The organism is Bacillus sp. Pc3 (genome assembly GCF_000815145.1).
Taxonomy (GTDB): domain Bacteria; phylum Bacillota; class Bacilli; order Bacillales; family Bacillaceae; genus Bacillus; species Bacillus velezensis.
Window position 1 is genome coordinate 3,519,252 of the sequence record NZ_CP010406.1, and the last position, 24,071, is coordinate 3,543,322.

General features: G+C 45.0%; 25 protein-coding genes. 18 read left to right on the forward strand and 7 right to left on the reverse strand.

Annotated elements, in window-relative coordinates; translation table 11 throughout:
- The first annotated feature begins 200 nt into the window (after positions 1 to 200).
- The 6 genes from SB24_RS16975 to SB24_RS17000 all read left to right on the forward strand — a co-directional run bounded on the left by SB24_RS16975 (position 201) and on the right by SB24_RS17000 (position 6,510).
- Positions 201 to 707, forward strand: coding sequence for a YaiI/YqxD family protein (locus SB24_RS16975; protein WP_007408289.1), 507 nt, complete (start codon positions 201 to 203; stop codon positions 705 to 707).
- 21 nt (positions 708 to 728) lie between these two features.
- Positions 729 to 2,540, forward strand: coding sequence for a DNA primase (gene dnaG / locus SB24_RS16980; RefSeq protein ID WP_015417838.1), 1,812 nt, complete (start codon positions 729 to 731; stop codon positions 2,538 to 2,540).
- 192 nt (positions 2,541 to 2,732) lie between these two features.
- Entirely contained in the window at positions 2,733 to 3,854 is a 1,122-nt protein-coding gene (gene rpoD / locus SB24_RS16985) for an RNA polymerase sigma factor RpoD (protein WP_003152998.1), read from the forward strand.
- A gap of 349 nt (positions 3,855 to 4,203) precedes the next feature.
- Positions 4,204 to 4,566 (forward strand): cytochrome c550, encoded by a 363-nt coding sequence (cccA, locus tag SB24_RS16990; protein ID WP_003152999.1) that lies wholly within the window; start codon positions 4,204 to 4,206, stop codon positions 4,564 to 4,566.
- Positions 4,567 to 4,691: 125 nt separating this feature from the next.
- Complete coding sequence (locus tag SB24_RS16995; protein WP_039255077.1) at positions 4,692 to 5,396, forward strand: tRNA (adenine(22)-N(1))-methyltransferase; 705 nt, start codon at positions 4,692 to 4,694, stop codon at positions 5,394 to 5,396.
- Positions 5,389 to 6,510: a Nif3-like dinuclear metal center hexameric protein gene (locus SB24_RS17000; protein ID WP_033574147.1), complete on the forward strand. Its 1,122-nt coding sequence runs from the start codon at positions 5,389 to 5,391 to the stop codon at positions 6,508 to 6,510. The genes SB24_RS16995 and SB24_RS17000 overlap by 8 nt, the downstream gene beginning before the upstream one ends.
- A gap of 20 nt (positions 6,511 to 6,530) precedes the next feature.
- On the opposite strand, the gene SB24_RS17005 is transcribed toward SB24_RS17000, so the two are convergent.
- Together SB24_RS17005 and vrrA are read right to left on the reverse strand one after the other, a co-directional pair.
- A complete protein-coding gene (locus tag SB24_RS17005; protein WP_012118007.1) occupies positions 6,531 to 7,475 on the reverse strand; it encodes a 4-hydroxy-3-methylbut-2-enyl diphosphate reductase in 945 nt (314 codons plus the stop codon).
- Between the two features lie 122 nt (positions 7,476 to 7,597).
- Positions 7,598 to 8,293, reverse strand: coding sequence for a VrrA/YqfQ family protein (gene vrrA / locus SB24_RS17010; protein ID WP_012118006.1), 696 nt, complete (start codon positions 8,291 to 8,293; stop codon positions 7,598 to 7,600).
- A 165-nt stretch (positions 8,294 to 8,458) separates the two neighbouring features.
- Between vrrA and SB24_RS17015 the strand changes: the two genes are divergently transcribed.
- Both SB24_RS17015 and SB24_RS17020 read left to right on the forward strand, forming a co-directional pair.
- The gene (locus tag SB24_RS17015) at positions 8,459 to 9,775 is read left to right on the forward strand and encodes a DEAD/DEAH box helicase (protein ID WP_003153010.1); all 1,317 of its coding nucleotides are present in this window, start codon (positions 8,459 to 8,461) and stop codon (positions 9,773 to 9,775) included.
- Positions 9,776 to 9,785: 10 nt separating this feature from the next.
- Complete coding sequence (locus SB24_RS17020; RefSeq protein ID WP_039063323.1) at positions 9,786 to 10,679, forward strand: deoxyribonuclease IV; 894 nt, start codon at positions 9,786 to 9,788, stop codon at positions 10,677 to 10,679.
- Between the two features lie 32 nt (positions 10,680 to 10,711).
- On the opposite strand, the gene SB24_RS17025 is transcribed toward SB24_RS17020, so the two are convergent.
- Positions 10,712 to 10,966, reverse strand: coding sequence for a DUF2624 domain-containing protein (locus SB24_RS17025; RefSeq protein WP_003153013.1), 255 nt, complete (start codon positions 10,964 to 10,966; stop codon positions 10,712 to 10,714).
- 118 nt (positions 10,967 to 11,084) lie between these two features.
- On the opposite strand from SB24_RS17025, the gene SB24_RS17030 reads away from it, so the two are divergent.
- Entirely contained in the window at positions 11,085 to 11,966 is an 882-nt protein-coding gene (locus tag SB24_RS17030; protein ID WP_007408296.1) for a YitT family protein, read from the forward strand.
- A gap of 123 nt (positions 11,967 to 12,089) precedes the next feature.
- Positions 12,090 to 12,500, forward strand: coding sequence for a zinc uptake transcriptional repressor Zur (locus tag SB24_RS17035; protein ID WP_003153018.1), 411 nt, complete (start codon positions 12,090 to 12,092; stop codon positions 12,498 to 12,500).
- 30 nt (positions 12,501 to 12,530) lie between these two features.
- On the opposite strand, the gene SB24_RS17040 is transcribed toward SB24_RS17035, so the two are convergent.
- On the reverse strand, positions 12,531 to 13,112 hold the full coding sequence (locus SB24_RS17040; protein ID WP_007408297.1) for a nucleotidase: 582 nt from the start codon (positions 13,110 to 13,112) through the stop codon (positions 12,531 to 12,533).
- Between the two features lie 133 nt (positions 13,113 to 13,245).
- Between SB24_RS17040 and SB24_RS17045 the strand changes: the two genes are divergently transcribed.
- Positions 13,246 to 13,623 carry a DUF308 domain-containing protein gene (locus SB24_RS17045; protein WP_087920773.1) on the forward strand — a complete coding sequence of 126 codons (378 nt, stop codon included), beginning with the start codon at positions 13,246 to 13,248 and terminating at the stop codon, positions 13,621 to 13,623.
- A 32-nt stretch (positions 13,624 to 13,655) separates the two neighbouring features.
- Here SB24_RS17045 and ispG read toward each other — a convergent pair whose 3' ends face one another.
- From ispG to SB24_RS17060, 3 genes are all read right to left on the reverse strand, one after another.
- Positions 13,656 to 14,774 carry a flavodoxin-dependent (E)-4-hydroxy-3-methylbut-2-enyl-diphosphate synthase gene (ispG, locus tag SB24_RS17050; RefSeq protein ID WP_170936331.1) on the reverse strand — a complete coding sequence of 373 codons (1,119 nt, stop codon included), beginning with the start codon at positions 14,772 to 14,774 and terminating at the stop codon, positions 13,656 to 13,658.
- 132 nt (positions 14,775 to 14,906) lie between these two features.
- Positions 14,907 to 15,209, reverse strand: a complete 303-nt coding sequence (locus SB24_RS17055) for a LysM peptidoglycan-binding domain-containing protein (protein WP_007408299.1) — start codon at positions 15,207 to 15,209, stop codon at positions 14,907 to 14,909.
- A 91-nt stretch (positions 15,210 to 15,300) separates the two neighbouring features.
- A complete protein-coding gene (locus SB24_RS17060; RefSeq protein ID WP_014418394.1) occupies positions 15,301 to 16,065 on the reverse strand; it encodes a DUF1189 domain-containing protein in 765 nt (254 codons plus the stop codon).
- A gap of 158 nt (positions 16,066 to 16,223) precedes the next feature.
- Between SB24_RS17060 and SB24_RS17065 the strand changes: the two genes are divergently transcribed.
- The 7 genes from SB24_RS17065 to pstA all read left to right on the forward strand — a co-directional run bounded on the left by SB24_RS17065 (position 16,224) and on the right by pstA (position 24,055).
- Positions 16,224 to 16,706, forward strand: coding sequence for a DUF456 domain-containing protein (locus tag SB24_RS17065; RefSeq protein ID WP_007408301.1), 483 nt, complete (start codon positions 16,224 to 16,226; stop codon positions 16,704 to 16,706).
- Between the two features lie 165 nt (positions 16,707 to 16,871).
- Positions 16,872 to 17,477 (forward strand): superoxide dismutase SodA, encoded by a 606-nt coding sequence (gene sodA, locus SB24_RS17070; protein ID WP_003153025.1) that lies wholly within the window; start codon positions 16,872 to 16,874, stop codon positions 17,475 to 17,477.
- 119 nt (positions 17,478 to 17,596) lie between these two features.
- The gene (locus SB24_RS17075; protein WP_012118002.1) at positions 17,597 to 18,886 is read left to right on the forward strand and encodes an MFS transporter; all 1,290 of its coding nucleotides are present in this window, start codon (positions 17,597 to 17,599) and stop codon (positions 18,884 to 18,886) included.
- 101 nt (positions 18,887 to 18,987) lie between these two features.
- Positions 18,988 to 21,135: a peptidoglycan D,D-transpeptidase FtsI family protein gene (locus SB24_RS17080; RefSeq protein WP_039254457.1), complete on the forward strand. Its 2,148-nt coding sequence runs from the start codon at positions 18,988 to 18,990 to the stop codon at positions 21,133 to 21,135.
- 155 nt (positions 21,136 to 21,290) lie between these two features.
- Complete coding sequence (locus SB24_RS17085; RefSeq protein WP_039254459.1) at positions 21,291 to 22,193, forward strand: phosphate ABC transporter substrate-binding protein; 903 nt, start codon at positions 21,291 to 21,293, stop codon at positions 22,191 to 22,193.
- Positions 22,194 to 22,241: 48 nt separating this feature from the next.
- Positions 22,242 to 23,171: a phosphate ABC transporter permease subunit PstC gene (gene pstC / locus SB24_RS17090; protein ID WP_039254462.1), complete on the forward strand. Its 930-nt coding sequence runs from the start codon at positions 22,242 to 22,244 to the stop codon at positions 23,169 to 23,171.
- A complete protein-coding gene (pstA, locus tag SB24_RS17095) occupies positions 23,171 to 24,055 on the forward strand; it encodes a phosphate ABC transporter permease PstA (protein ID WP_007408306.1) in 885 nt (294 codons plus the stop codon). The genes pstC and pstA overlap by 1 nt, the downstream gene beginning before the upstream one ends.
- Positions 24,056 to 24,071 lie beyond the last annotated feature (16 nt).

Here is a 24,071-nt window from a genome sequence, read left to right on the forward strand (position 1 = left end):
GATGGCATCTTCGCGAAGTTTGTATTATAATAAAAAATTGTGATAAAATGTTTATTTTTAGGTTTAAGCTTCGTGTGATACGAATAAACTATTATGGGTAAGATGTCAAGAATAACTCCCGGAAATTTTTCGACAAAGCTCAAAATAGATCCGCAGTCATGGAGCATATGCGATTTCGCTTGTTTTTATGCAGGAGATTGATGGAGGGATGGAGAATTAGTCTTCTAAATGAAAAAGAAAAGACGATTTTTGTCGATGCAGACGCATGCCCCGTAAAAGAGGAAATAATGCTCATTGCATCGCAATACAGCGTTCGGGTTATTTTCGTCGCATCATTTGAACACTACCAGCTTTCCAGAAGCAAAGACGAGAACTGGGTATACGTTGATCCTCATAAAGAAGCGGCAGACTTATATATCGCAAACCATGTGAGATCGGGAGACGTCGTAGTCACGCAGGATATCGGTTTAGCCTCTCTTTTGCTGAACAGAAATATTGCCGTCTTATCGGAAAGGGGCCGTTCTTATACTGAAGACACGATTGACTTCGCTCTGATGAGCCGTCATATGTCAGGCAAAATGAGAAGAAGCGGCATTCATTCCAAAGGACCTAAAAAATTAAATAAAGAAGATCGGAATCGATTTGTTACCCTGCTTAAAAAAATCCTGTCGAATGATGAAGGGATTTCAAATCAAAACATCGAATAATGTACGACGGAGTGTTATAAGATGGGAAACCGCATACCAGATGAAGTAGTTAATCAGGTGCAGCAGTCAGCAGACATTGTTGAAGTCATAGGTGATTATGTCCAATTGAAAAAGCAAGGCCGCAACTACTTTGGGCTCTGTCCGTTTCACGGGGAAAACACGCCCTCGTTTTCCGTCTCCAGCGATAAGCAGATCTTTCATTGCTTCGGATGCGGTGCGGGCGGGAACGTTTTCTCTTTCTTACGGCAGATGGAAGGCTATTCATTTACGGAAGCTGTTTCTCACCTTGCGGATAAATATCAGATTGATTTCCCTGATGATATAACGATTCACTCTGCATCCAGGCCTGAATCTTCCGGAGAGCAGAAGATGGCGGAAGCCCACGAGCTTCTGAAGAAATTTTACCATCATTTGCTAATAAATACAAAGGAAGGCCAGGAAGCGTTAGATTACCTTTTATCAAGGGGTTTTACGAAAGAGCTCATAGATGAGTTTGAAATCGGCTACGCGCTGGATTCCTGGGATTTCATGACGAAATTCTTGAAAAAGCGCGGTTTTGAGGAAGAACTGATGGAAAAAGCGGGTCTGCTGATCAGAAGGGAAGACGGCAGCGGGTATTTTGACCGTTTCAGAAACAGAATTATGTTTCCCATTCATGATCACCACGGAGCCGTGGCGGCTTTTTCAGGAAGGGCGCTCGGAAGCCAGCAGCCGAAATATATGAACAGCCCGGAAACGCCGCTGTTTCATAAATCTAAGCTGCTGTATAACTTTCATAAGGCGCGCCTGCCGATCAGGAAAGAGGAGAGAGCCGTTCTGTTTGAAGGCTTCGCTGACGTCATATCCGCCGTCAGCTCAGGCGTAAAAGAAAGTATCGCCACAATGGGGACGTCGCTCACCGAAGAACATGTGAAAATCCTCAGGAGAAATGTTCAGGAGGTCATTCTCTGCTACGATTCGGATAAAGCCGGGTACGAAGCTACGCTGAAAGCGGCCGGCCTGCTTCAGAAAGCCGATTGTAAGGTAAGAGTAAGCATGCTGCCTGACGGGCTTGATCCTGATGATTATATCAGAACCCGGGGCGGAGAAAAATTCCGGACCGATATCATTGATGCAAGCGTTACGGTCATGGCTTTTAAAATGCAGTATTTCCGCAAAGGGAAAAACTTATCTGACGAAGGAGACCGGCTCGCTTACATGAAAGAAGTGCTGAAAGAAATCAGCGCTCTTTCCGGGTCGCTTGAGCAGGAAATGTATGTGAAGCAGCTCGCCTCAGAATTTTCTCTTTCGGTAGAATCTTTGACGGAACAGCTTTCCATCTACGCCAGACAAAACGCCCCCGGCGACAAAAACGCCGAACCGCAGACAAGACGGGCCCGGGTGACGACAAAAGCAAAACGGCGCCGTCTCCGTCCCGCCTATGAGAACGCGGAAAGACTTCTGCTCGCTCATATGCTGAGAGACCGAAACGTCATAAAGAAAGTGATTGAGCGTGTCGGCTTTGAATTTAACATTGACGGACATCGTGCGCTGGCAGCATACCTGTACGCTGTATATGAAGAGGGGGCTGACATGACGCCGCAGCATCTTATGGCGAGAGTGCAGGATGAGGAAATCAGCCAGCTGCTTTCAGATATAGGGATGCTCCAAGTAAACGAGGAGCTCTCAGAGGCCGAGTTATCCGATTACGTAAAAAAAGTGTTGGATCACCGAAAATGGTCAATGATAAAGGAAAAAGAAGCAGAAAGAGCGGATGCGGAGAGGCAGAAAGACTTCGTGAAAGCTGCGTCTCTGGCTCAAGAAATTGTTGCATTGAACCGATCATTAAAGTAACACCACAAAGAGGCTTGCGTTCTGATTGGCAATGATTCCTTGCGGAGGAGCAAATAGATCGCTTAACCTCATCATGAATTGTCATTTATTATCCGCAGCCCTGCATGCTGAAAAAGAGAGAAGGCTTCCGGGTCGGATAAGAAACATACCGCTTTTAGAATTCGTTGCAAGCTTTGGAAGGAGGGATCCATAATGGCTGATAAACAAACCCACGAAACAGAAACAGAACTTACATTAGACCAGGTAAAAGAGCAGCTTACTGAAACTGGAAAAAAACGTGGCGTTTTAACATATGAAGAAATTGCTGAACGCATGTCCAGCTTTGAAATTGAATCAGACCAAATGGATGAGTATTATGAATTTTTAGGAGAACAAGGTGTTGAATTAATTAGTGAAAATGAAGAAACGGAAGATCCTAATATTCAACAGCTTGCCAAAGCCGAAGAAGAATTTGACCTTAATGACCTCAGCGTACCGCCTGGCGTAAAGATCAATGATCCAGTCCGCATGTACCTTAAGGAAATCGGACGGGTAAATCTTCTTTCTGCTAAAGAAGAAATCACCTACGCTCAAAAAATTGAAGAGGGTGACGAGGAATCTAAACGCAGACTGGCTGAAGCAAACCTTCGTTTAGTTGTCAGCATTGCTAAACGGTATGTCGGCCGCGGCATGCTTTTCTTAGACTTGATCCAAGAAGGAAACATGGGTCTCATGAAAGCCGTCGAGAAGTTTGACTACCGTAAAGGATATAAATTCAGTACGTATGCGACTTGGTGGATCAGACAGGCGATTACACGCGCCATCGCTGACCAGGCGAGAACAATCCGTATCCCGGTTCACATGGTGGAAACCATCAACAAATTAATCCGTGTGCAGCGTCAGCTTCTTCAGGATCTTGGCAGAGAGCCGACACCGGAAGAAATTGCTGAAGACATGGATCTTACGCCTGAAAAAGTCCGTGAAATATTAAAAATCGCTCAAGAGCCTGTTTCTTTAGAAACGCCGATCGGTGAAGAAGACGACTCACATCTCGGTGACTTCATCGAAGACCAGGAAGCGACTTCTCCGTCGGATCATGCGGCATATGAGCTTTTAAAAGAACAGCTGGAAGATGTGCTGGATACGTTGACAGATCGTGAAGAAAACGTGCTGCGTCTCCGTTTCGGTCTGGATGACGGACGCACAAGAACTTTGGAAGAAGTAGGCAAAGTGTTTGGAGTAACGAGAGAGCGTATTCGCCAAATTGAAGCAAAAGCGCTTCGCAAATTGAGACATCCGAGCAGAAGCAAACGTCTGAAGGATTTTCTCGAATAGAATGGAACGGGTCTTTTTGATCCGTTCTTTTTTATGTATAAGATATATGGATAATATACCTTTATTTTACTGGATAAGCATATGTTTTGCAAATGAGTTTGGAAAAAATGCGGCATGTCTGAAAGGGGGAAAATGAGATAAGTTTATTTATATTCTTTATTGTAAGCGTATACAATTCATTATACAATAGAATAAAGATAATTTTGTGATAAACAAAACAGTTATTTTTGCTTTTTGTATAAATTGTGAAATCAATGAAATTGCTGAGTAAGACCATTTACTTTTTGTAAAAATAAGTTAGAATTAGAAGTGTTTACATAGGGGGAGAATGAAAAAGGGGGATGGAGATATGAAGTGGAATCCGCTGATTCCTTTTTTGCTCATTGCAGTGCTGGGAATAGGGCTGACTTTCTTTTTAGCTGTAAAAGGCAATGGAGATGCGCATCAGATCGCAAGCGGCGGTGAAAGCAAAAATGCCGAGAAGGAAACTGCAAACGCTTCACCTGAAGAGATTTATAAAGCGAACTGCATCACCTGTCACGGGGAAAACTATGAAGGTGTGTCAGGGCCGAACTTAAAAGGCGTCGGCAAAAGAAAAGATGTCGCTGAGATTAAAACAAAAATTGAAAAAGGCGGCAACGGGATGCCCGCGGGCCTTGTGCCGGCCGAAAAGCTGGATGACATGGCAAAATGGGTTTCTGACATTAAATAAAGCTTTACCGGTCCCTATATAAAAGACATATGAAAAACTCTATCCGCCGCTTGGATTCCGGGCGGTTTTTTTATATGATAGTAAAGGAAAAAGAACCTGAGAAAAGTTGTGATATTGTGAATGAAATGAAGTTATCTAAAAGATTGCAGTCTGTGGCGGAATATATCCCTCCGGGTGCCCTGGTTGCTGATATCGGGTCGGACCACGCGTATCTTCCTTGCTATGCCGTTTTGAATCATTTGGCAAGCCGGGCAATCGCCGGTGAAATTACAGACGGACCGTTTCTATCCGCCAAACAGCAGGTGGAAAAACTGGACTTAAGCACTCTTATCTCCGTAAGGAAAGGTGACGGGCTGAGCGTCCTTGAAAAAGGAGAAGCCGGCGCCATTACAATCGCTGGCATGGGCGGAGCGCTGATCGCTCATATTTTGGAGTCCGGAAAAACGAAATTGACGGGGCGTGAACGGCTGATTCTGCAGCCGAATATTCATGCCGTTCATATAAGAGAGTGGCTGTATCAGGAAGGCTATGAACTGATTGATGAAGTGATTCTCGAAGAAGACGGAAAGTGTTATGAAATCCTCGTTGCGGAAACTGGCGACCGTGATGCGCCGTATCGGGACGTGCCGATGGCTGCCGGAATGCTTGCGGGTCCGTTTTTATTAAAAGAGAGGAATGAAGTGTTTCTTCGGAAATGGAGCCAGGAACTTAAGCATACTGAACAAATTTATGAACAGATCAGCCGCAGCGCAAAGCATGAAAGTCATGAAAAATTAGCTGAATTGAAAGAGCGGATTTCTCTGCTGAAGGAGGTAATCGGACATGTCTAAACATGTAAACGGACAGGAAATCATCCAGCTGTTTGAACAATTTTCACCGAAGGCTTTTGCGGTGGAAGGAGATAAAATCGGCCTGCAGATCGGTACATTGAATAAGCCGGTGAAAAATGTCATGGTGACACTGGATGTTCTGGAACAAACGGTAGATGAAGCCATTGAGAAAAAAGTTGACTTAATTATCGCCCACCATCCGCCGATTTTTCGGCCGCTTAAACAGATCACCACTGATCAGCCTGGCGGAAGACTGATTGAGAAATGTATAAAGCATGATATTGCCGTATATGCGGCTCATACGAATCTTGATGTGGCGGACGGCGGTGTGAACGATCTGCTTGCCGAAGCTCTCGGCCTGACAGACACAGAAGTGCTCGTCCCGACATATTCGGACCCGATGAAAAAGCTTGCCGTCTATGTTCCGAAAGACTATGAAGAAGCTGTAAGAACCGCACTTGGCAACGCCGGAGCGGGACATATCGGCAATTACAGCCATTGCGCGTTCTCCTCTGAGGGAATCGGCAGCTTTAAGCCGCTGGACGGGGCAGAACCGTTTATCGGACAGACGGGAGAGCTGGAACTCGTCCATGAAGTGAGACTTGAGACCGTTTTTCCGGCAAGTATGGAGAAAACCGTCGTAAAAGCGCTGAAAAAAAGCCATCCGTATGAAGAGGTGGCATATGATATTTATCCGGTGGAGCAGTCTCCGCTTGAAAAAGGGCTCGGCCGCATCGGAAAACTTCAGCAAGACATGACGCTTGAAGAGTTTGCGCTGTTTGTGAAAGAAAAGTTTGACGTTAACGGAGTCCGGATGGTCGGAGAGCGAAACAGCAAGGTGAAAAAAGTCGCGGTTCTTGGCGGTGACGGAAATAAATATATTTATCAGGCAAAGCGGAAGGGTGCAGATGTTTACGTGACGGGCGATCTTTATTTCCATGTAGCGCATGATGCGATGATGATCGGATTAAACGTCGTGGACCCGGGGCATTATGCTGAAAAGATCATGAGAAAAGGCACGGCTGAGAAGCTTACGGCAATGGCCGGGGAGAAAAACTATGATGTGCGCATTTTCGCTTCCGAAACAGATACAAACCCATTTACCTTCTTATAAAAAAACTGAGGCCCCGGGCCTCAGTTTTTTATTTTTACTTTCGGAAGGATTTTTTTAAGCGGCACACTGTGTTCAAGCTGCCATGTCGATTCATCGTTGTGGTCAAACTGCTCTAAAAAGCGGATGACTTCCTTTGTAATCGGTGTCGGTGTTGATGCGCCTGCGGTAACGGCGACGGTATTGACGTCTTTCAGCCATTCGAGCTTCAGTTCACTGATGTCTCCGATTCGGTAGGCTTTTGTTCCGGCGATTTCTTCTGACACTTGCGCCAGTCTGTTGGAGTTATTGCTTTTCGGATCACCGACAACAATGGTTAAGTCCGCTTTTTTTGCCTGCTCTGATACAGCTTCTTGACGAACCTGTGTGGCCAGGCAGATTTCCTGATGGTATTCCACGTACGGGTACTTTTCTTTGACTGATTCCATAATATCGTGGACGTCCCACTGGGACATTGTCGTTTGGTTTGTAACGATTAATTTCTCAGCCTGAATATCGAGATTTCTCACGTCTTCCTCTGTTTCAACGAGATGAACGATTTCAGGAGCGACGCCGACGGCTCCTTCAGGCTCGGGGTGGCCTTTTTTACCGATGTATATGACGTGATAACCTTCAGCTTTTACTTTTCGGATTAAGTCATGTGTTTTCGTGACGTCCGGGCATGTGGCGTCAATCGTAACAAGCCCTTTTTCCTCAGCGGCTTTTCTTACTTCCGGAGATACCCCGTGAGCCGTGAAAATAACGGTTCCTTTTTCCACCTGCTTTAAAATCTCCAGACGGTTTGTGCCGTCAAGCGTGTAAATGCCGTCTTCCTCAAACGCATCTGTGACATGCTTATTATGAACAATCATTCCGAGTATATATATAGGTCTTGGCAGTGTTTTATCGAGTGACGCGTTTTTGGCTATGACCATGGCATCAACAACGCCGTAACAGTAGCCGCGCGGCGATATTTTGATAACGTCCAATGTAGATGTCCTCCTATCAAAAGTGAGTGTAGAGGCAATATAAAAAGCCGTAGTTAAACGGCTCAAATCTTGCATTCTTCTGATCTCATTATAGCTAATCTTTCGTGAGATATCAAAGAATGTTAAATATATAATTTCGGCTTTGATCTGCCCGATGTTCTTTTTGGACGCGGCTGTTCCGCTGAGTCTGCCTGTGCGGCGTCTTTTTCTTTTGAAGCGGATGCTTTTTCAGACGTCTTCTTTGATGTTTTGGATGAGGCGTCTGATTTGTTTTCATCTTCTGTTTCATCTGTTTTTTCAGCTTCATCCTTTTTGTCCTGTTCGTCTGTTTCTTTCGTCTCGTCAGATTCATTCTCGTCATCACTGCTGCTTAATTGGCTGTAAAGCTTCATCATGGCGGGCAGACTCCGTACTAAAGGACCGTACTGCTGGATCATCGGCGTAACCTGCTGCGCCACGCCGAGCACCTTCTGAACGTTGCCGAGCATGCTCGACAGGGATGCCGGACTTGCCAGGTTCTGTATTCCCTGCAGTCCTGCACCTGCTCCTCCGCTGGCCGCCGCCGGTGCCGACGCGGCAGCGCTTCCTCCTCCTGAACCGGGTAAAAAACGGGAAAGCATACCTTTTAAGCCCCCTCCGCCGCCCGTGCCTGCGTTTCTCAGGCCCGCTCCGGCAATCTGCTGCTGAGGGAAAAGCTGCCGTCCCTGCTGCATCAGCTGCCGTCCCGGCAATGACGGTCTTCCTCCCATCATCATACGCGGATTCATAAACGGCCGGCCCTGCTGCGCCATATTTCTCATCGGCTGCTGTGGAAACATACTTGTACCTCCTTTCTGTCTCTCTGCTATTACAATATGCATCGGAGGGGGCATTTGCTTTTCTGTCTCGAAAACAGGATTCCCCCAAGACATGGTGTTTTTAAGTAAAATCGGTTATAATGTGATGATGGACACAGAATGTGCCGCTTTAAGGAGCTGGGAAAAATGAAAGAAACTAAATTTGATGGATACAACTTAAAACCGTTTATTATAGATGCAGTTCACCGCCTTGGTTTTTATGAACCGACAGATATTCAAAAGCGTCTGATACCTGCTGTACTGAAAAACGAAAGCGTGATCGGGCAGTCCCAGACGGGGACGGGGAAAACCCACGCCTATTTATTGCCAATTTTGAATCGGATTGATCCGGGTTCTGATACGGTACAGGCTGTTATTACGGCGCCGACGAGAGAGCTTGCCAATCAGATTCATCAGGAAGCGCTCAAAATCACACAGGGTGCGGAAGATGAGCCGATCCGGACAAAATGCTTCATCGGCGGGACGGACAAGCAAAAATCAATTGATAAGCTGAAAACACAGCCTCATCTCGTCGTCGGAACGCCGGGCCGGATCGCGGATCTGATTAAGGCGCAGGCATTGAACGTCTATAAAGCGCAGTCTCTCGTCATTGACGAAGCTGATCTGATGCTTGACATGGGCTTTTTAGAAGACGTTGATTACATCGGATCCCGTATGCCGGAAGAACTTCAGATGCTTGTGTTCTCAGCTACGATTCCGGAAAAGCTGAAGCCGTTTTTGAAAAAGTATATGGAAAATCCGAAGTACGCGCATGTTGAGCCGAAAAGAATCACAGCCGAAAAGATTGAACATGTTTTGGTTCCTTCTAAACAGCGTGATAAAGACAAACTGCTTTTTGATATGATGTCTCATCTGAACCCTTATCTGGGCATTGTGTTTGCAAATACGAAAAACACGGCTGACCATATTGCGAAATACCTGACTGAAAAGGGCATGAGGATTGGTCTTCTGCACGGGGGATTAACGCCGCGTGAGCGTAAGAAGGTAATGAAGCAGATTAATGATCTGGAATTCACTTATGTCATTGCGACAGACCTTGCGGCAAGAGGAATTGACATTAAAGGCGTAAGCCACGTCATCAACTATGAGCTTCCGGACGATCTGGATTTTTATGTTCACCGCGTCGGGAGAACCGCACGCGCGGGTTCATCAGGCCAAGCACTGACCATTTATGAGCTTTCTGACGAAGATGCGCTCGTAAGACTCGAAAAGATGGGTATTGTGTTTGACTATGCGGAGCTTGTAAACGGCGAATGGAAGAAAGGCGATGACCGCCACCGCCGCAAAAAACGCAAAAAATCGGAGAATGAGGCTGACCAAATGGCGAAGCGCCTCGTAAAAAAACCGAAAAAAGTGAAGCCGGGCTATAAAAAGAAAATGAGCTACGAAATGGAAAAGATAAAAAGAAAGCAGAGAAGAAACAAATCTAACAAAGGAAAGTAGGGGAATCGGGTTGCTGAAAATAGGTTCACACGTCTCAATGAGCGGAAAACATATGCTCCTTGCCGCAAGCAAGGAAGCTGTTTCGTACGGGGCGAACACATTTATGATCTATACGGGCGCTCCCCAAAACACGCGCCGCAAAAAAATTGAGGACTTGAATATTGAAGCGGGCCGCGCCCATATGAAGGAAAACGGCATCGATGAGATTGTCGTGCATGCGCCGTACATCATTAACATCGGAAATACGACAAATCCGGCAACATTTGAGCTGGGCGTTGATTTTCTGCGTTCTGAAATTGAAAGAACGGCAGCGATCGGCGCGAGACAGATCGTGCTTCATCCAGGGGCGCATGTCGGAGCCGGGGCTGAGACGGGCATCAAAAAAATCATTGAAGGTTTAAACGAAGTGATTGTTCCCGGGCAAAACGTGCAGATTGCGCTGGAGACAATGGCGGGCAAAGGATCAGAATGCGGGAGAAGCTTTGAAGAGCTGGCCGAGATCATTGCGGGAGTCACGCATAATGAACATCTATCCGTCTGCTTTGACACTTGCCACACCCATGACGCCGGGTATGATGTCGCTAATGATTTTGACGGTGTTCTTAACGAGTTTGATAAAATCGTCGGCATCGATCGGATAAAAGTCCTTCATGTTAACGACAGTAAAAATGTCAAAGGCGCCCGGAAAGACCGCCATGAAAATATCGGGTTCGGAGAGATCGGTTTTGACGCTCTGCAGTACATCGTTCATCACGAGCAGCTTGCCGATATCCCGAAAATCCTCGAAACACCGTATGTAGGCGAAGACAAGAAAAATAAGAAGCCGCCGTACCGTTTTGAAATCGAAATGCTGAAAGAAAAGCAGTTTGATAAGGAGCTTCTTGAAAAAATATCAGCTCAATAAGAAAGAAAGGAGGGGCGGGTGTCCCTCCTTTTTTACCCTGAGAATTGATTGAAAAGTTCGTCAACTTTCCGCGCCGTTTCTTTTGAAGTTATCGTTTCCACTTTTTTCAGCAGGCGCAGCCGCTCCTGTTCATCAAAAATATTGATGTTTTTTCCGTGCATCAGAGCCGCTACCTCAGCCGCTTGACTTCTTGTAATGCTGATCCCGTATTGCTTGGAATATTTCAGCAGATCGTCCGCAGTGACTTGATTGAGCCGCTGCAAAATAATTCTTTGTATTAAAATCATCGATACTTTCACCTCTTTAGACATAATGTATTGAGCAGATCATTAAAATGTTACAGCTTTTAATGGTAAAATAAAGTTGCTTACTGTTTAAAATAGTTATTATAGGAAAGGAGATTTTATGACCCCAAATAAACAGCATAAAAGAGAATCATTTTTACACTTTATCTTCAGGGTCATTATGATTCTGATCGGGGCGGGTTCAGCCGCCGTAAGTATTGAATTGTTTCTGGTCCCTAATAATTTTATCGACGGAGGCATTATCGGTGTTTCATTAATTTTAGACCACCTCTTTATGTCCAATCCCCTCCTCAATTTTGCCTTATTCGTTGTGTTACTCAACATTCCATTTATGATTTTCGGATATAAATATATCGGAAAAACATTTCTCATCTCTACTGTTATCGGAATCGTCGGTTTAGCGCTGATTGAATCCTCATTGCACCATGTGGAGGCCATTACGACCCAGCCTATTTTGGCGACGGTATTCGGGGGGCTTTTGCTCGGTTTCGGGGTAGGCCTTGTCATCCGAAACGGAGGCTCGATGGACGGTACTGAAATCCTCGGTATCCTTCTCACGAAAAAGCTGCCCTTTTCAGTCGGGGAATTCGTTATGCTCATCAATGTGTTTATTTTCATTTGGGCCGGTTTTGTGTTCGGTCCGGAGCAGGCAATGTATTCTTTCATGACTTATTATATTGCCATGAAAACGATTGACGCCGTCATCCAGGGGCTTGATGAAACAAAAGCGGTCATTATTGTTGCAGAGCAATATGCTGAGATCTCAGATGCAATATTGCACCGGCTTGGACGGGGAACCACTAAGCTTCAGGGAAAAGGCGGATATACGGATGAAACCAAAGAAGTCATTTACGCGGTCGTGACAAGGCTTGAAGTGACTAAATTGAAATCCATTGTGTTTGAAATTGATAAAAACGCCTTTATTACAATCATGAATACCCATGAAACGAGGGGCGGTAAGTTCAAAACCGCGATTCACTAGGCTTTCATTTACTTTTCATCATTTTATAGGTATAATTTGATACATCATAAGAAAATGGCCTGCTGTTCAGACAGCTGCCATTTTCTTTTTGGAGCGATACCGTGTTGTAAAGGGGAGGTCCTCATGAACGTACAAGAAGCGTTGAACCTGCTGAAAGAAAAAGGGTATAAATATACGAGTAAGCGAGAAGACATGCTGCAGCTTTTTGCTGATTCTGATAAATATCTGACCGCCAAAAACGTGCTTGCCGCATTAAATGACGACTATCCGGGTCTGAGCTTTGATACCATATACAGAAATCTTTCGTTATATGAAGAACTCGGCATTTTGGAAACGACGGAGCTTTCCGGAGAAAAACTGTTCCGTTTTACATGCTCTTATACCCATCATCATCACCATTTTATCTGTTTAACCTGCGGGAAAACGAAGGAAATTGAGTCCTGTCCGATGGATAAGCTGCACGATGATTTGGAAGGGTATGAAATCAGCGGCCATAAGTTTGAAATTTACGGCACCTGTCCGGCGTGCCGATAAAAAACCTCCTGCTTATACAGGAGGTTTTTTTCAGCTTTTAACATGCTGAAAGCTGTGTTTGTTTTTATTAATCCAGGCGACGGCTTCAAGCCAATTCTGCACCCTGATAATATTGGAATCGATGGGGAGCTGATTATATGGGGAGTTAAAAAGGATAACCGGAATGCCTGCTTCTTTTGCGATCATTGTCGCATTGCCGTGGTGATCTTCGAAAAATAAATCAATGCCGTGTTTTTTGACGGCTTCCACTTTGTGATGGCCTCCGACAAGCTCAATGTGATCGTAATGAATGTCCCGGTTTGCAAACCAGTCCAGTGTAACATCTTCTAAGTGGCCGCGTCTTGCCGTAATGTAGATCAGACGGTGCTCTTCTTTCAGTCCGTCCAGTGCCTGCTTGGCAAATTCCGCGAGCTTCGCTTCTTTATATATGGCTGCTTCATGAACGTTCATCCATTCCCAAAATTCCTCGTCTGTAATGTTCAAAAGCTTCGTCAGATCATAATCAGTCATATCATCCAAGGTAATGGAAAGATGAAATGAGCGGTTTAAATAAGGGACAAATGTATCCTGTGCCGTAACTGTGCCGTCAATATCTATACCTAACCGTAACATGTCCACACTCCTATAAATTCATCCCTTCAAGTGTAACATAAACAATTAACAATACCAGAAAAGTTTAGCAAACATGAATTCGTAAAAAACGCGGAAACTAAAAAAGCTCCTTTCATAAAAGAAAAAGGGGGAATTGAAGGTGGCATACGATTACGAAAATCGAAAAGGCAACGACTACTATGTGGATCATGGATCGGAAGGAACCGATATCACGCGTGATGTTTATTCAGAAGAAACAGCGGCTGAAATTTCAGAGCCATATCGTGCTTCTGACCGGGCAGCAGACCGTGATGATAACCGGGACGGAGTAAGTGAAGGCCGGGGGATAGGGTATGCAGCATTGGCTATTTCTATCATTTCCCTGTTTGTGCTCCCTGTTTTATTAGGGGCATGCGGCATTATCGTCGGCTATATCGCCAGAAGAAGAGGAGCAGGCGCTTTAGGCGGATGGGCGATGGGAATCGGTATTGTTTCCCTTGTGCTCGGCATCTTCATTACACCGTTTTTTTAACACAACGCAAAAAAAGCTTGGCGGAATATCCGTCAAGCTTTTTGTGCTTCTTGTTCTGCTTTTGCTTTTTCCGCTTCAAGCTTTGCGTAGTGTTCTTCCGCCAGCTTATCGATTTCTTTTTTCAGCTCTTCGACCATGGTTTCTTCAGGGACTTTGCGGACGATTTGGCCTTTGCGGAAAAGAAGTCCTTCGCCGCGCGCGCCGGCAATCCCGATATCAGCTTCTCTTGCTTCGCCCGGTCCGTTAACGGCACATCCGAGAACGGCTACTTTAATCGGCGCTTTGACTTTAGAAATGTATTCTTCCACTTCATTTGCGATGCTGATGAGATCAATTTCGATCCGTCCGCATGTCGGGCATGAAATAAGCGTAGCCGCGTTTGAAGCAAGACCGAATGATTTCAGGAGTTCTCTGGCTACTTTTACTTCTTCAACCGGGTCGGCGCTCAGAGAGATCCGGAGCGTGTTTCCGATTCCTTTGCTTAAAATCGCTCCGAGTCCGGCCGCGCTTTTTACCGTTCCGGCAAACAGCGTGCCCGATTCTGTAATTCCGAGGTGGAGCGGATAATCAAATGCTTTTGAAGCTTTTTCGTATGCTTCTATGGCTAGATTGACGTCAGACGCTTTCATGCTGACGATGATGTCGTGAAAGTCAAGGTCTTCCAGGATTTTGATATGATGAAGCGCACTCTCAACCATTCCGTCAGCAGTCGGATAGCCGTATTTTTCTAAAATGCGTTTTTCCAAAGAACCCGCGTTTACGCCGATCCGGATCGGAATTCCTTTTTCTTTCGCTGCTTTTACGACGGCTTCCACTTTTTCGCGGCGGCCGATGTTTCCCGGGTTGATTCTGATTTTGTCGGCCCCGCCCTCAATTGCTTTTAATGCAAGCTTGTAGTCAAAATGAATATCGACAACGAGAGGGATGGAAATTTGTTTTTTGATGTCGGCAATTGCGTTAGCGGCGCGTTCGTCCGGACATGCCACCCGGACAATTTGACAGCCGGCTTCGGCTAAACGGTTGATTTCCGCAACTGTTGCTTCTACGTCGTGTGTTTTGGTCGTCGTCATACTCTGAATGACGACTTCGTTATTTCCGCCTATTGTTAAAGGTCCCACTTTGACGGGACGCGTTTTTGTACGATGTGTGATTTCACTCACTTGTCAATCGCTCCTTAATTGTAGTTACCGCTTTTGCAGGCTGAGCCTTTTACATGTCAGGCAACTTCTATTTACATGTTATATTGTAACAGTGTATTTGCCGAACTGACAAGAAATTAACGTTTAATTGCGGTAGACGGGGAATTTATAAGCGGTGCCTGCCTGAATGGCGTTTGCTTTTACATTCGGATTCAGCGCTTCAAAATCTTGTGCAATATCATCTGGCGCTTTATGTGCGCCGACTATCGACATCACCGTATCGCCTTTTTTGACCGTAACCGTTCTGTATGAAGATTCCTGTCGGGCTGGCTGTGCCGCCGCTGCGTATGCTGGAAGGTCTTGAGAAGGGATCGTGCCGATTTTAAGATCGTAAAAGATAATGAATATCACAAATAAACTGCCGAATACAAAAGTAAGCCGCTTCATTCCAACCGCCTCCCGCATACATTTTTACTTCATTGTATGCTTGTCCCATTTTGTTCATGACAAAAAAGAAGACCGCCGGGGGCAGTCTTTGTTACACAGCTGTTTTTCTTGGCGGTATCTCTTTTAAGACGAGGAAAAGGATGATAAAGTTTACAAACCAATTCACTAAAAATTCACTCGGCACCGTAATAACAAGCGCGCGCATGATCGTAAAGAATATGGTCGAAAGTGTAATGGAATAAGCCGAAAGCTTCCAGAGCTGCTGGTAATTCAATGTCTTTCTTTGCGCATTTTTCAATATGAGGCCGATGACGGCGAGAAATGATACTTCAATGAATTTTCCGGCCGCTGTCATGATGAACAGCAGAACGGACAGGACGGTGACGATCATTGTTTTATTTTGGTTTAATGCTGATATGATTTCTTTTTTTGTGATATCAGCAGGCATCAGCGAATAATTCATTTCTGTCGCCTGTCCGTCTACAGCAAGCACCATTTTATTTTTCAAAATGCCGATCGCATTTTGTTTCGCCGCTATTTGTTTCGCGCCGTAAGCATCTGTCGGATCAAACACGATGACGAACCCGTTCGCTTCCGTTTCCTTAGAGGCGGACGCTTTCGTCTGCAATTCTCCGTTTGAAATGCTGAAATCAGGGAAATCTTTCTTTAACACGGTTTTGAAACCGTTCATTGAGTTTACGGTGCCGGAGCAAAGGTAATAAGCGCTTGGCAGCGTAAAAAGGACAGACAGCAAAAATACATAAAGGATCGCTTTTCCTATCCCCTGAAACCGTGTTTTTGCAATATCTGCCGGAGAGTATGTACTTTTCAATAAAGCCGTAAATATGTTCAACATCTTCACTTCCTAGCCTAAACTGGTATATGTTGCTTATTGTATCGTTCACAGGGGATGAACACAAGTGAGAGTATTTAAAGCGGTGATAAGGAATCATACATAATAAGATAAAGCGGGAAGCGGTGATCGCCCGCAAAACAAAGGAGGGTGTTTTTGTCATGAGTGTTTTGTATTGGCTGATGATCATTGCGGTCTTCGTCATTGCTTTTATCGGGCTTGTATATCCGGTGATTCCAAGCGTTATTTTTATTGTGGCCGGTTTTCTTCTCTACGGATTTTTGTTTTCCTTCAGTCCTTATTCTTACCTGTTTTGGCTCATTGAGGCGGTATTTGCGGCCGTTTTATTCGCAGCTGACTATGTGTCAAATTTACTTGGCGTTAAAAGGTACGGAGGAAGCAGGGCGGCAATCTGGGGAAGCACGATCGGATTATTGATCGGGCCCTTCGTTATTCCCGTGGCAGGCATTATATTAGGCCCGTTTATCGGTGCTCTCTGCGCTGAGGTGTTTGTTCATCAAAAGGATATCAAGTCCGCGGCAAAAGTGGGGCTCGGCTCGTTAATCGGCTTTTTAACAAGCGTGGCGGCAAAAGGCGTCATTCAGCTCTTTATGATCGGGTATTTCTTATGGACGGTGCTTTAGAAAGGTTTAATTTCGGCCGTGAACGGATAAAGTGTAATATGTCTGCTGGAATCGCCGGATTGTGAGCTTTTTCATTGATTACCACGCTTTCTTTTGTTACATTGAGATTAGAAAAGTTCGCGTTAAGCGGCATTTCAGTACATATATTTAAAGGAGGAAAAAATTATGGCTTACAAACTTCCAGAATTGCCTTACGCTTATGATGCTTTAGAACCTCATATCGATAAGGAAACGATGACGATTCACCATACGAAGCACCATAACACATACGTGACAAACCTCAACAAAGCGATCGAAGGATCTGCGCTTGCAGAGAAATCTGTAGATGAGCTTGTTGCTGATTTGAACGCAGTGCCGGAGGACATCCGCACGGCAGTCCGCAACAATGGCGGCGGACATGCAAACCACTCTTTATTCTGGACTCTTTTATCTCCGAACGGCGGAGGCGAACCGACTGGTGAGCTTGCTGAAGAGATCAAAAGCACGTTCGGAAGCTTCGATCAATTTAAAGAAAAATTCGCCGCAGCAGCTGCAGGCCGTTTCGGTTCAGGCTGGGCTTGGCTCGTTGTAAACAACGGCAAACTTGAAATTACAAGCACGCCAAACCAAGATTCACCGCTTTCAGAAGGTAAAACACCTGTTCTCGGTCTTGATGTTTGGGAGCATGCGTACTACCTGAACTACCAAAACCGCCGTCCTGATTACATTTCAGCTTTCTGGAATGTTGTGAACTGGGATGAAGTTGCCCGTCTTTACAGCGAAGCAAAATAATTGAGTTGAATGATCACAAGGTCTCCCGCGGGAGGCCTTGTTTTTTTATTGACTTTGATTCCTTTTACATATCTCAGTTTGAGTGAGACAAACTAATGTGTAGTAAAGGGGAGTCAATGATGAGCAAAATAAAAAAAATTATCGGCGACATCGAAATAAATAAAGGGCTGCTGCTGTTATTGACGATTGGCGGCCTTTACTCATTAGGCATCGCGCTGTCAAATACATTTGTCAACGTGTACTTGTGGAAGCAGTCGGGAAAATTTATTGATTTGGCCATATACAATTTGTCGGTCGTAACGATGCAGCCGGTTACCTTTCTGCTGGCGGGCCGGCTGGCTAAAAAAATTGACAGGGTGTTTATTCTAAGGTTCGGCGTTATCTTTTTGGCCGCTTTTTATTTAAGTGTGCTGCTTGCCGGAGAAACTGCGGCTTCCCGTCTCGTTTTGATAGGGGCCGTGCTCGGAGTTGGATACGGCTTTTACTGGCTGGCTTTTAATGTGCTGACTTTCGAAATCACGGAACCGGAAACGAGAGATTTTTTTAACGGGTTTTTAGGCATTTTGTCTTCATCGGCGGGCATGATCGGTCCGATTGTGGCCGGATATGTCATTTCAAGACTTGAAAACAATACGGGTTATACAATCATTTTCAGCCTGTCGCTCGGCTTATTTGCCCTTGCTGTGGTCATGAGCTTTTTTCTGAAGCGGAGGGAGTCGAAAGGCCGGTTTATGCTGAAAAAAGTTTTTGATGAGCGCCACACGAATCTGAATTGGCGCCGGATTACCAACGCGCACTTTTTTCAAGGCTTGAGAGAAGGGATTTTTGTTTTTTTAATCAGCGTATTTGTATTCATTGCGACAAACAGTGAGCTGGCGCTCGGAACATTCGGTCTCGTCAATTCCGCGGTTTCTTTTTTTGCCTATTATTTTGCATCAAGGCTCATCAAAAAAAGAGCGCGGAAAAAGGCGATTCTTATCGGCGGATTGATCTTGTACGGCGCCCTGTTTCTCATCATTTTTAAAATGAGCTTCACGACGCTCCTTTTGTACGGAGTGTTTATTGCGATCGGCTATCCAGTTCTGCTCGTGCCGTATGTCTCGCTTACATATGATGTGATAGGCCGGGCGCGGCTTGCCAGAAAAGCCAGAATTGAATACATTGTGCTCAGGGAGTTATTTTTAAATGCGGGCCGGATCGTTTCCATCCTTTGTTTCCTTGTAATCGTTACATTGTTCAAGGAAAAAGTGGGAATACCGGCGGCGCTCGTGCTGCTCGGAGCCGGGCATCCGCTGATTTATTACTTTATAAAAGACATCAAACTGGATACGGAAACTTCTGATGAAACAGTAGAAGAAGACCGACAAAAACAGGCGGCGGAACCGAATTTTATAAAAGGAGAAAGATAAAAGGGTTATCTGTAGAAAAATATCGAAAAAACCTTTAGAATGAAAAATGGCACCTGAACAGAAGGTGTCATTTCTTTCTGTAAATAAGAAAAGGTGATGTCATGAGGAGAAATAAAAAGAAAATAGCTGTAAACAAAGAAAAGAAAAAATCACTGCCGATCCGGCTTAATTTTTTGTTTTTGGCCGCGTTTCTTATTTTCACTTGGATTATCGTCGAGCTTGGCATCAAGCAGATCGTTCAGGGTGATGATTATAAAAACGCCGCTAATAAGCAGGAGGAGTCTGATGTCAGCACGGCGGTTCCGAGAGGGAAAATATACGACCGGAACCTAAATCCCATCGTAACGAATAAAGCATTAAATGCGATTACATATACACGTTCAGCCTCAACCACCCAGGCGCAGCGTTTAAAAATCGCAAAAAAACTGTCGGGTATGATTAAGGTAAGCACCAAAAAGGTGACTGAGCGGGATAAAAAAGACTATTGGATGTTAACCAGGCCTGATGAAGCGAAAAAACTGATTACGGCCGAAGAAAAGCAAAAAGCTGAAGACAAAAAACTGTCTGAAGATGATTTATATCAGCTTCAGCTGAAACGCATCACAGACAAACAGCTGAATGAGCTCACTTCAAAAGACATGCAGATCCTTGCGATCAAAAGGCAGATGGATTCAGGCTACTCACTGACGCCTCAATACATCAAAAATGAAGGGGTGTCGGCAAAAGAAATGGCCGTCGTCAGCGAACATTTGGATGAACTGCCGGGAGTTGACGTGACGTCTGACTGGGAACGGTCTTATCCAAATAAAGGGTTGTTAAAATCAGTTCTCGGCAGTGTCTCGAGCTCCAATGAGGGACTCCCTTCAAATCTTCTTGAGCATTATTTGTCACTCGGCTACAGCAGGAATGACAGAGTAGGAAAAAGTTATTTAGAGTATCAATATGAAAATCTGCTGCAGGGCCAAAAAGAGAAAGTGAGAAATGTGACAGATTCCTCTGGAAACGTAACAGATACAGAAACGGTTTCAAAAGGTAAAGCTGGGGATGATTTAGTGCTCACTATAGATACCGAATTGCAAAAAGACGTTGAAAAAATTATTGAGAAAAATTTAAGGGCTGCAAAGGCAAGACCGAGTACACAGTTGCTTGACAGAGCATTTGTCGTAATGATGGATCCCCGTAATGGAGAAGTGCTTACAATGGCGGGTAAACAGATTAAACAAGCAGGCGGCAAATATAAAATTGATGATTATGCACTAGGAACAATGACTTCCTCTTATAACATGGGCTCAGCTGTAAAAGGGGCAACATTGTTAACAGGTTATCAAACAGGTGCTATTAAAATCGGAAATATATTTACGGATGAAGTTTTAAATATTAAAGGCTCCCCTCCTAAAAAATCGGTAAGTGTAATGGGGCCGATAAATGATTTAACTGCACTTGAGCGTTCATCTAACGTTTATATGTTCAAAACTGCGATTGCAATTGGTAAGGGTAAATATATATCAGGACATTCACTTCCGCTTGATTACAGCGCATTTGATAAATTTCGTTATTACTTCAGTGAATTCGGTTTAGGGGTAAAAACAGGAATTGATCTGCCTAACGAAGCTACAGGATATGTGGGAACTAAAAGACAGTCAGGTTTCTTGCTTGATTTTGCGATCGGCCAATATGACACATACACTCCGCTTCAAATGGCTCAGTATGTATCGACCATTGCTAATGGCGGCTATCGTATGAAGCCCCAAGTCGTGAAAGAAGTAAGAAAACCTTCAAAAAAAGGTATCGGGGCCGTCGTTGAATCTGTTAATCCGGAAGTGATGAACCGTCTTGATATGACGGAAAGTGAAATTAAACGTGTTCAGCAAGGTTTTAAACTTGTTATGAATGGAGCTCAAGGGACTGCGAGAGCAAATTTTGCTAATAAAAGTTATCACCCAGCCGGTAAAACCGGAACAGCACAAGCTTTCTATGATGGACCTATAAAATCAAGAACTGGTGCTTCTACTTATAACACAACTTTGGTGGCTTATGCTCCTGCAGATCATCCTGAAGTTGCTATTTCGGTAGTGGTTCCATGGGCTTATGAAAATTACAATGACAGGTATTCAATAACTAATGACATCGGGGAAGCAGCTCTGGACAAATACTTTGAGCTGAAAAAGAAACAAGAAGATAATAATACGAAGCAGAAAAACGAAGATAAAATTCAGGAAGACGCTGAAAACGGCAATACAAATCACTAACAGAAAAACGCTCACAACCTGTGAGCGTTTTTTTTATACAAAAAAACATCCGGATTTACAAAACCTTAACACTTGATTTATACGCATTTTACAAGAACCCTTTACTCTAGACCTGTAGGACAAATTACACATTAAATGCAGGGGGAATTCAGGAAATGAAAAAAAACAAATGGATGCTTATGCTTCTGATGGCTGCTGTTATGATTGTTGCTGCAGCATGCGGAAATGCAAAGGAAAGCGGCAAGACAGACAGTCAATCTGCAAGTGAGGATAAAAAAGCATCAGGTTCTTTAACCATTTCTGGTTCATCAGCCATGCAGCCGTTAGTACTGGCAGCGGCGGAAAAGTTTATGGAAAAACATCCGGATGCTGATGTGCAGGTGCAAGCGGGGGGTTCAGGAACAGGTCTTTCGCAAGTGTCTGAAGGGGCAGTGCAAATCGGCAACTCAGATGTCTTTGCTGAAGAAAAAGAAGGCATTGATGCGAAAGCCCTAAAAGACCACCGAGTAGCGGTAGTGGCGATGGCGGCTGCGGTCAACCCCGGTGCGGGCGTAAAGGATATAACCAAAAAACAGCTGACAGACGTCTTTACAGGAAAAATTAAAAACTGGAAAGAGCTTGGCGGTAAAGATCAAAAAATTACACTCGTGAACCGTCCTGATTCATCAGGAACACGCGCTACGTTCGTCAAATACGCGCTTGACGGAGCAGATCCTGCTGAGGGCATCACAGAGGATTCCTCCAATACAGTCAAAAAAATCATTGCGGAAACGCCGGGAGCTATCGGTTATCTGGCATTCTCTTATATAAACGATGACAAAGTAACGCCTTTATCGATCGGAGGCATCAAACCGGAAGAGAAAAACGTCGTCACAGGCGAGTATCCGATTTGGGCTTACGAGCACTCTTATACGAAAGGTGAAGCGTCAGGCCTTACAAAAATGTTTCTTGACTATATGAACAGCGATGAAGTACAGAAAAGTATCGTAAAAGATCAAGGCTACATTCCGATCTCTGATATGAAAGTCACACGTGACGCAAACGGCAAGCAAAGCTGAGGGGAGGGCGGGCTCCCCGCCTCTTCTTCTTTATAGGAGTGTAAACAAATGATAAATCACAGAGAAAAAGAGTATGTAAGCGAACGCTTAATAAGCTCAAAACAAAACAGGCAAATGGATGAAGTCCGCGGAAGGGTGATTGTGTCTGTGTGTGCCGCGATTATCATTGCGGCATCAGCGGCGATCACAATTTTTCTCGGCATAAAGGGGCTGCAATCTTTTTTTGTAAATGGTGTAAGCCCGATTGAGTTCTTAACAAGTCTGAATTGGAATCCAACCCAGGCAAAACCTGAGTTCGGCGCGCTGCCTTTTATTTTCGGATCATTTGCGGTCACGGTTCTGTCCGCTCTGATCGCAGCGCCCCTCGGTATTGCGGGTGCCGTGTTTATGACGGAAATTGCGCCGACTTGGGGAAAAAAGGTGCTGCAGCCGGTAATTGAGCTGCTTGTCGGCATTCCGTCCGTCGTTTATGGATTCATAGGTCTTACAGTATTGGTTCCGTTTATCGGCTCTTTTAAATCAAGCGGAACGGGTCACAGCCTTCTGGCGGGGACGATTGTACTTTCGGTGATGATTCTGCCGACTGTTACATCGATTTCCGCTGATGCGCTAGCGTCACTTCCGAAACACCTTCGCGACGGTTCATACGCGCTTGGTGCGACGAGGTGGCAGACAATCAGAAAGGTGCTTATCCCGGCGGCGTTTCCGACATTGCTGACCGCTGTCGTGCTCGGGATGGCAAGAGCGTTCGGAGAAGCACTAGCCGTACAGATGGTTATCGGAAATACAAAGCTTCTGCCGGAAAGCCTGCTTGATACGGCGGGAACATTAACGACGATTATTACGTTAAACATGGGCCATACCACATACGGCAGTATTGAAAATAATACGTTATGGTCTATGGGGCTTGTTCTACTCATCATGTCGTTTCTGTTTATATTGCTCATACGCTACTTGTCGTCTAGGAGGAAAGTGTAATGAACCGGAAAATAACGGATAAATTGGCCACCGGTGTATTCGGGTTATGCGCCGCTGTAATTGCGGCGATTTTGGCAGGATTGTTTTTGTACATTCTTATTCACGGCGTCTCTGAAATCTCCTTGCATTTTCTTACGTCAAAATCGAGCGCCATTGCGTCAGGCGGCGGAATACGGGATCAGCTTTTTAACTCCTTTTACATTCTGTTTATCACCATGCTGATCACGATACCGCTTGGTGTGGGGGGCGGCGTCTTTATGGCTGAATATGCGCCCCAAAATAAAATCACTGATTTTATCAGAACGTGTATTGAGGTTCTGTCTTCGCTTCCGTCCATTGTCATCGGGATGTTCGGCATGCTGATGTTTGTAAACCTGACCGGATGGGGCTACACGATTATCGGGGGCGCGCTCGCATTAACGGTTTTTAACCTTCCCGTTATGGTCCGGGTGACGGAAGGTGCGCTCACTGCAGTTCCTAAGGAGCTGAAAGAAGCTTCTCTCGCTTTAGGCGTATCGAGATGGCATACCGTCAAAACGGTGCTGATTCCGAGTGCGATTCCTTCGATTTTAACCGGTGCCATTCTCGCATCCGGAAGAGTATTCGGAGAAGCGGCCGCATTGTTATTTACAGCGGGACTGACAACGCCGCGGCTGAACTTTACGGATTTGAACCCGTTTTCTGAATCATCTCCTTTCAACATTTTCAGGCCGGCTGAGACGCTGGCGGTTCATATATGGAGTGTCAATACGCAGGGAATCATCCCTGACGCCGAAGCGATTGCAAACGGCGGCTCGGCGGTGCTGGTGATTTCGGTGCTCTTGTTTAACCTTTGTGCAAGATGGCTCGGATCTGTCATTTATAAAAAGCTTACGGCAAATTAATCGGAAAGAGGCGAAA

Bases quoted from the DNA above. Each gene is read 5' to 3' on its own strand.
- SB24_RS16975 (WP_007408289.1), top strand. From the start codon at position 201: ATGGAGGGATGGAGAATTAGTCTTCTAAATGAAAAAGAAAAGACGATT.
- dnaG (WP_015417838.1), top strand. From the start codon at position 729: ATGGGAAACCGCATACCAGATGAAGTAGTTAATCAGGTGCAGCAGTCA.
- rpoD (WP_003152998.1), top strand. From the start codon at position 2,733: ATGGCTGATAAACAAACCCACGAAACAGAAACAGAACTTACATTAGAC.
- cccA (WP_003152999.1), top strand. From the start codon at position 4,204: ATGAAGTGGAATCCGCTGATTCCTTTTTTGCTCATTGCAGTGCTGGGA.
- SB24_RS16995 (WP_039255077.1), top strand. From the start codon at position 4,692: ATGAAGTTATCTAAAAGATTGCAGTCTGTGGCGGAATATATCCCTCCG.
- SB24_RS17000 (WP_033574147.1), top strand. From the start codon at position 5,389: ATGTCTAAACATGTAAACGGACAGGAAATCATCCAGCTGTTTGAACAA.
- vrrA (WP_012118006.1), bottom strand. From the start codon at position 8,293: ATGTTTCCACAGCAGCCGATGAGAAATATGGCGCAGCAGGGCCGGCCG.
- SB24_RS17015 (WP_003153010.1), top strand. From the start codon at position 8,459: ATGAAAGAAACTAAATTTGATGGATACAACTTAAAACCGTTTATTATA.
- SB24_RS17025 (WP_003153013.1), bottom strand. From the start codon at position 10,966: ATGATTTTAATACAAAGAATTATTTTGCAGCGGCTCAATCAAGTCACT.
- SB24_RS17030 (WP_007408296.1), top strand. From the start codon at position 11,085: ATGACCCCAAATAAACAGCATAAAAGAGAATCATTTTTACACTTTATC.
- SB24_RS17035 (WP_003153018.1), top strand. From the start codon at position 12,090: ATGAACGTACAAGAAGCGTTGAACCTGCTGAAAGAAAAAGGGTATAAA.
- SB24_RS17040 (WP_007408297.1), bottom strand. From the start codon at position 13,112: ATGTTACGGTTAGGTATAGATATTGACGGCACAGTTACGGCACAGGAT.
- SB24_RS17055 (WP_007408299.1), bottom strand. From the start codon at position 15,209: ATGAAGCGGCTTACTTTTGTATTCGGCAGTTTATTTGTGATATTCATT.
- SB24_RS17060 (WP_014418394.1), bottom strand. From the start codon at position 16,065: ATGTTGAACATATTTACGGCTTTATTGAAAAGTACATACTCTCCGGCA.
- SB24_RS17065 (WP_007408301.1), top strand. From the start codon at position 16,224: ATGAGTGTTTTGTATTGGCTGATGATCATTGCGGTCTTCGTCATTGCT.
- sodA (WP_003153025.1), top strand. From the start codon at position 16,872: ATGGCTTACAAACTTCCAGAATTGCCTTACGCTTATGATGCTTTAGAA.
- SB24_RS17075 (WP_012118002.1), top strand. From the start codon at position 17,597: ATGAGCAAAATAAAAAAAATTATCGGCGACATCGAAATAAATAAAGGG.
- SB24_RS17080 (WP_039254457.1), top strand. From the start codon at position 18,988: ATGAGGAGAAATAAAAAGAAAATAGCTGTAAACAAAGAAAAGAAAAAA.
- SB24_RS17085 (WP_039254459.1), top strand. From the start codon at position 21,291: ATGAAAAAAAACAAATGGATGCTTATGCTTCTGATGGCTGCTGTTATG.
- pstC (WP_039254462.1), top strand. From the start codon at position 22,242: ATGATAAATCACAGAGAAAAAGAGTATGTAAGCGAACGCTTAATAAGC.
- pstA (WP_007408306.1), top strand. From the start codon at position 23,171: ATGAACCGGAAAATAACGGATAAATTGGCCACCGGTGTATTCGGGTTA.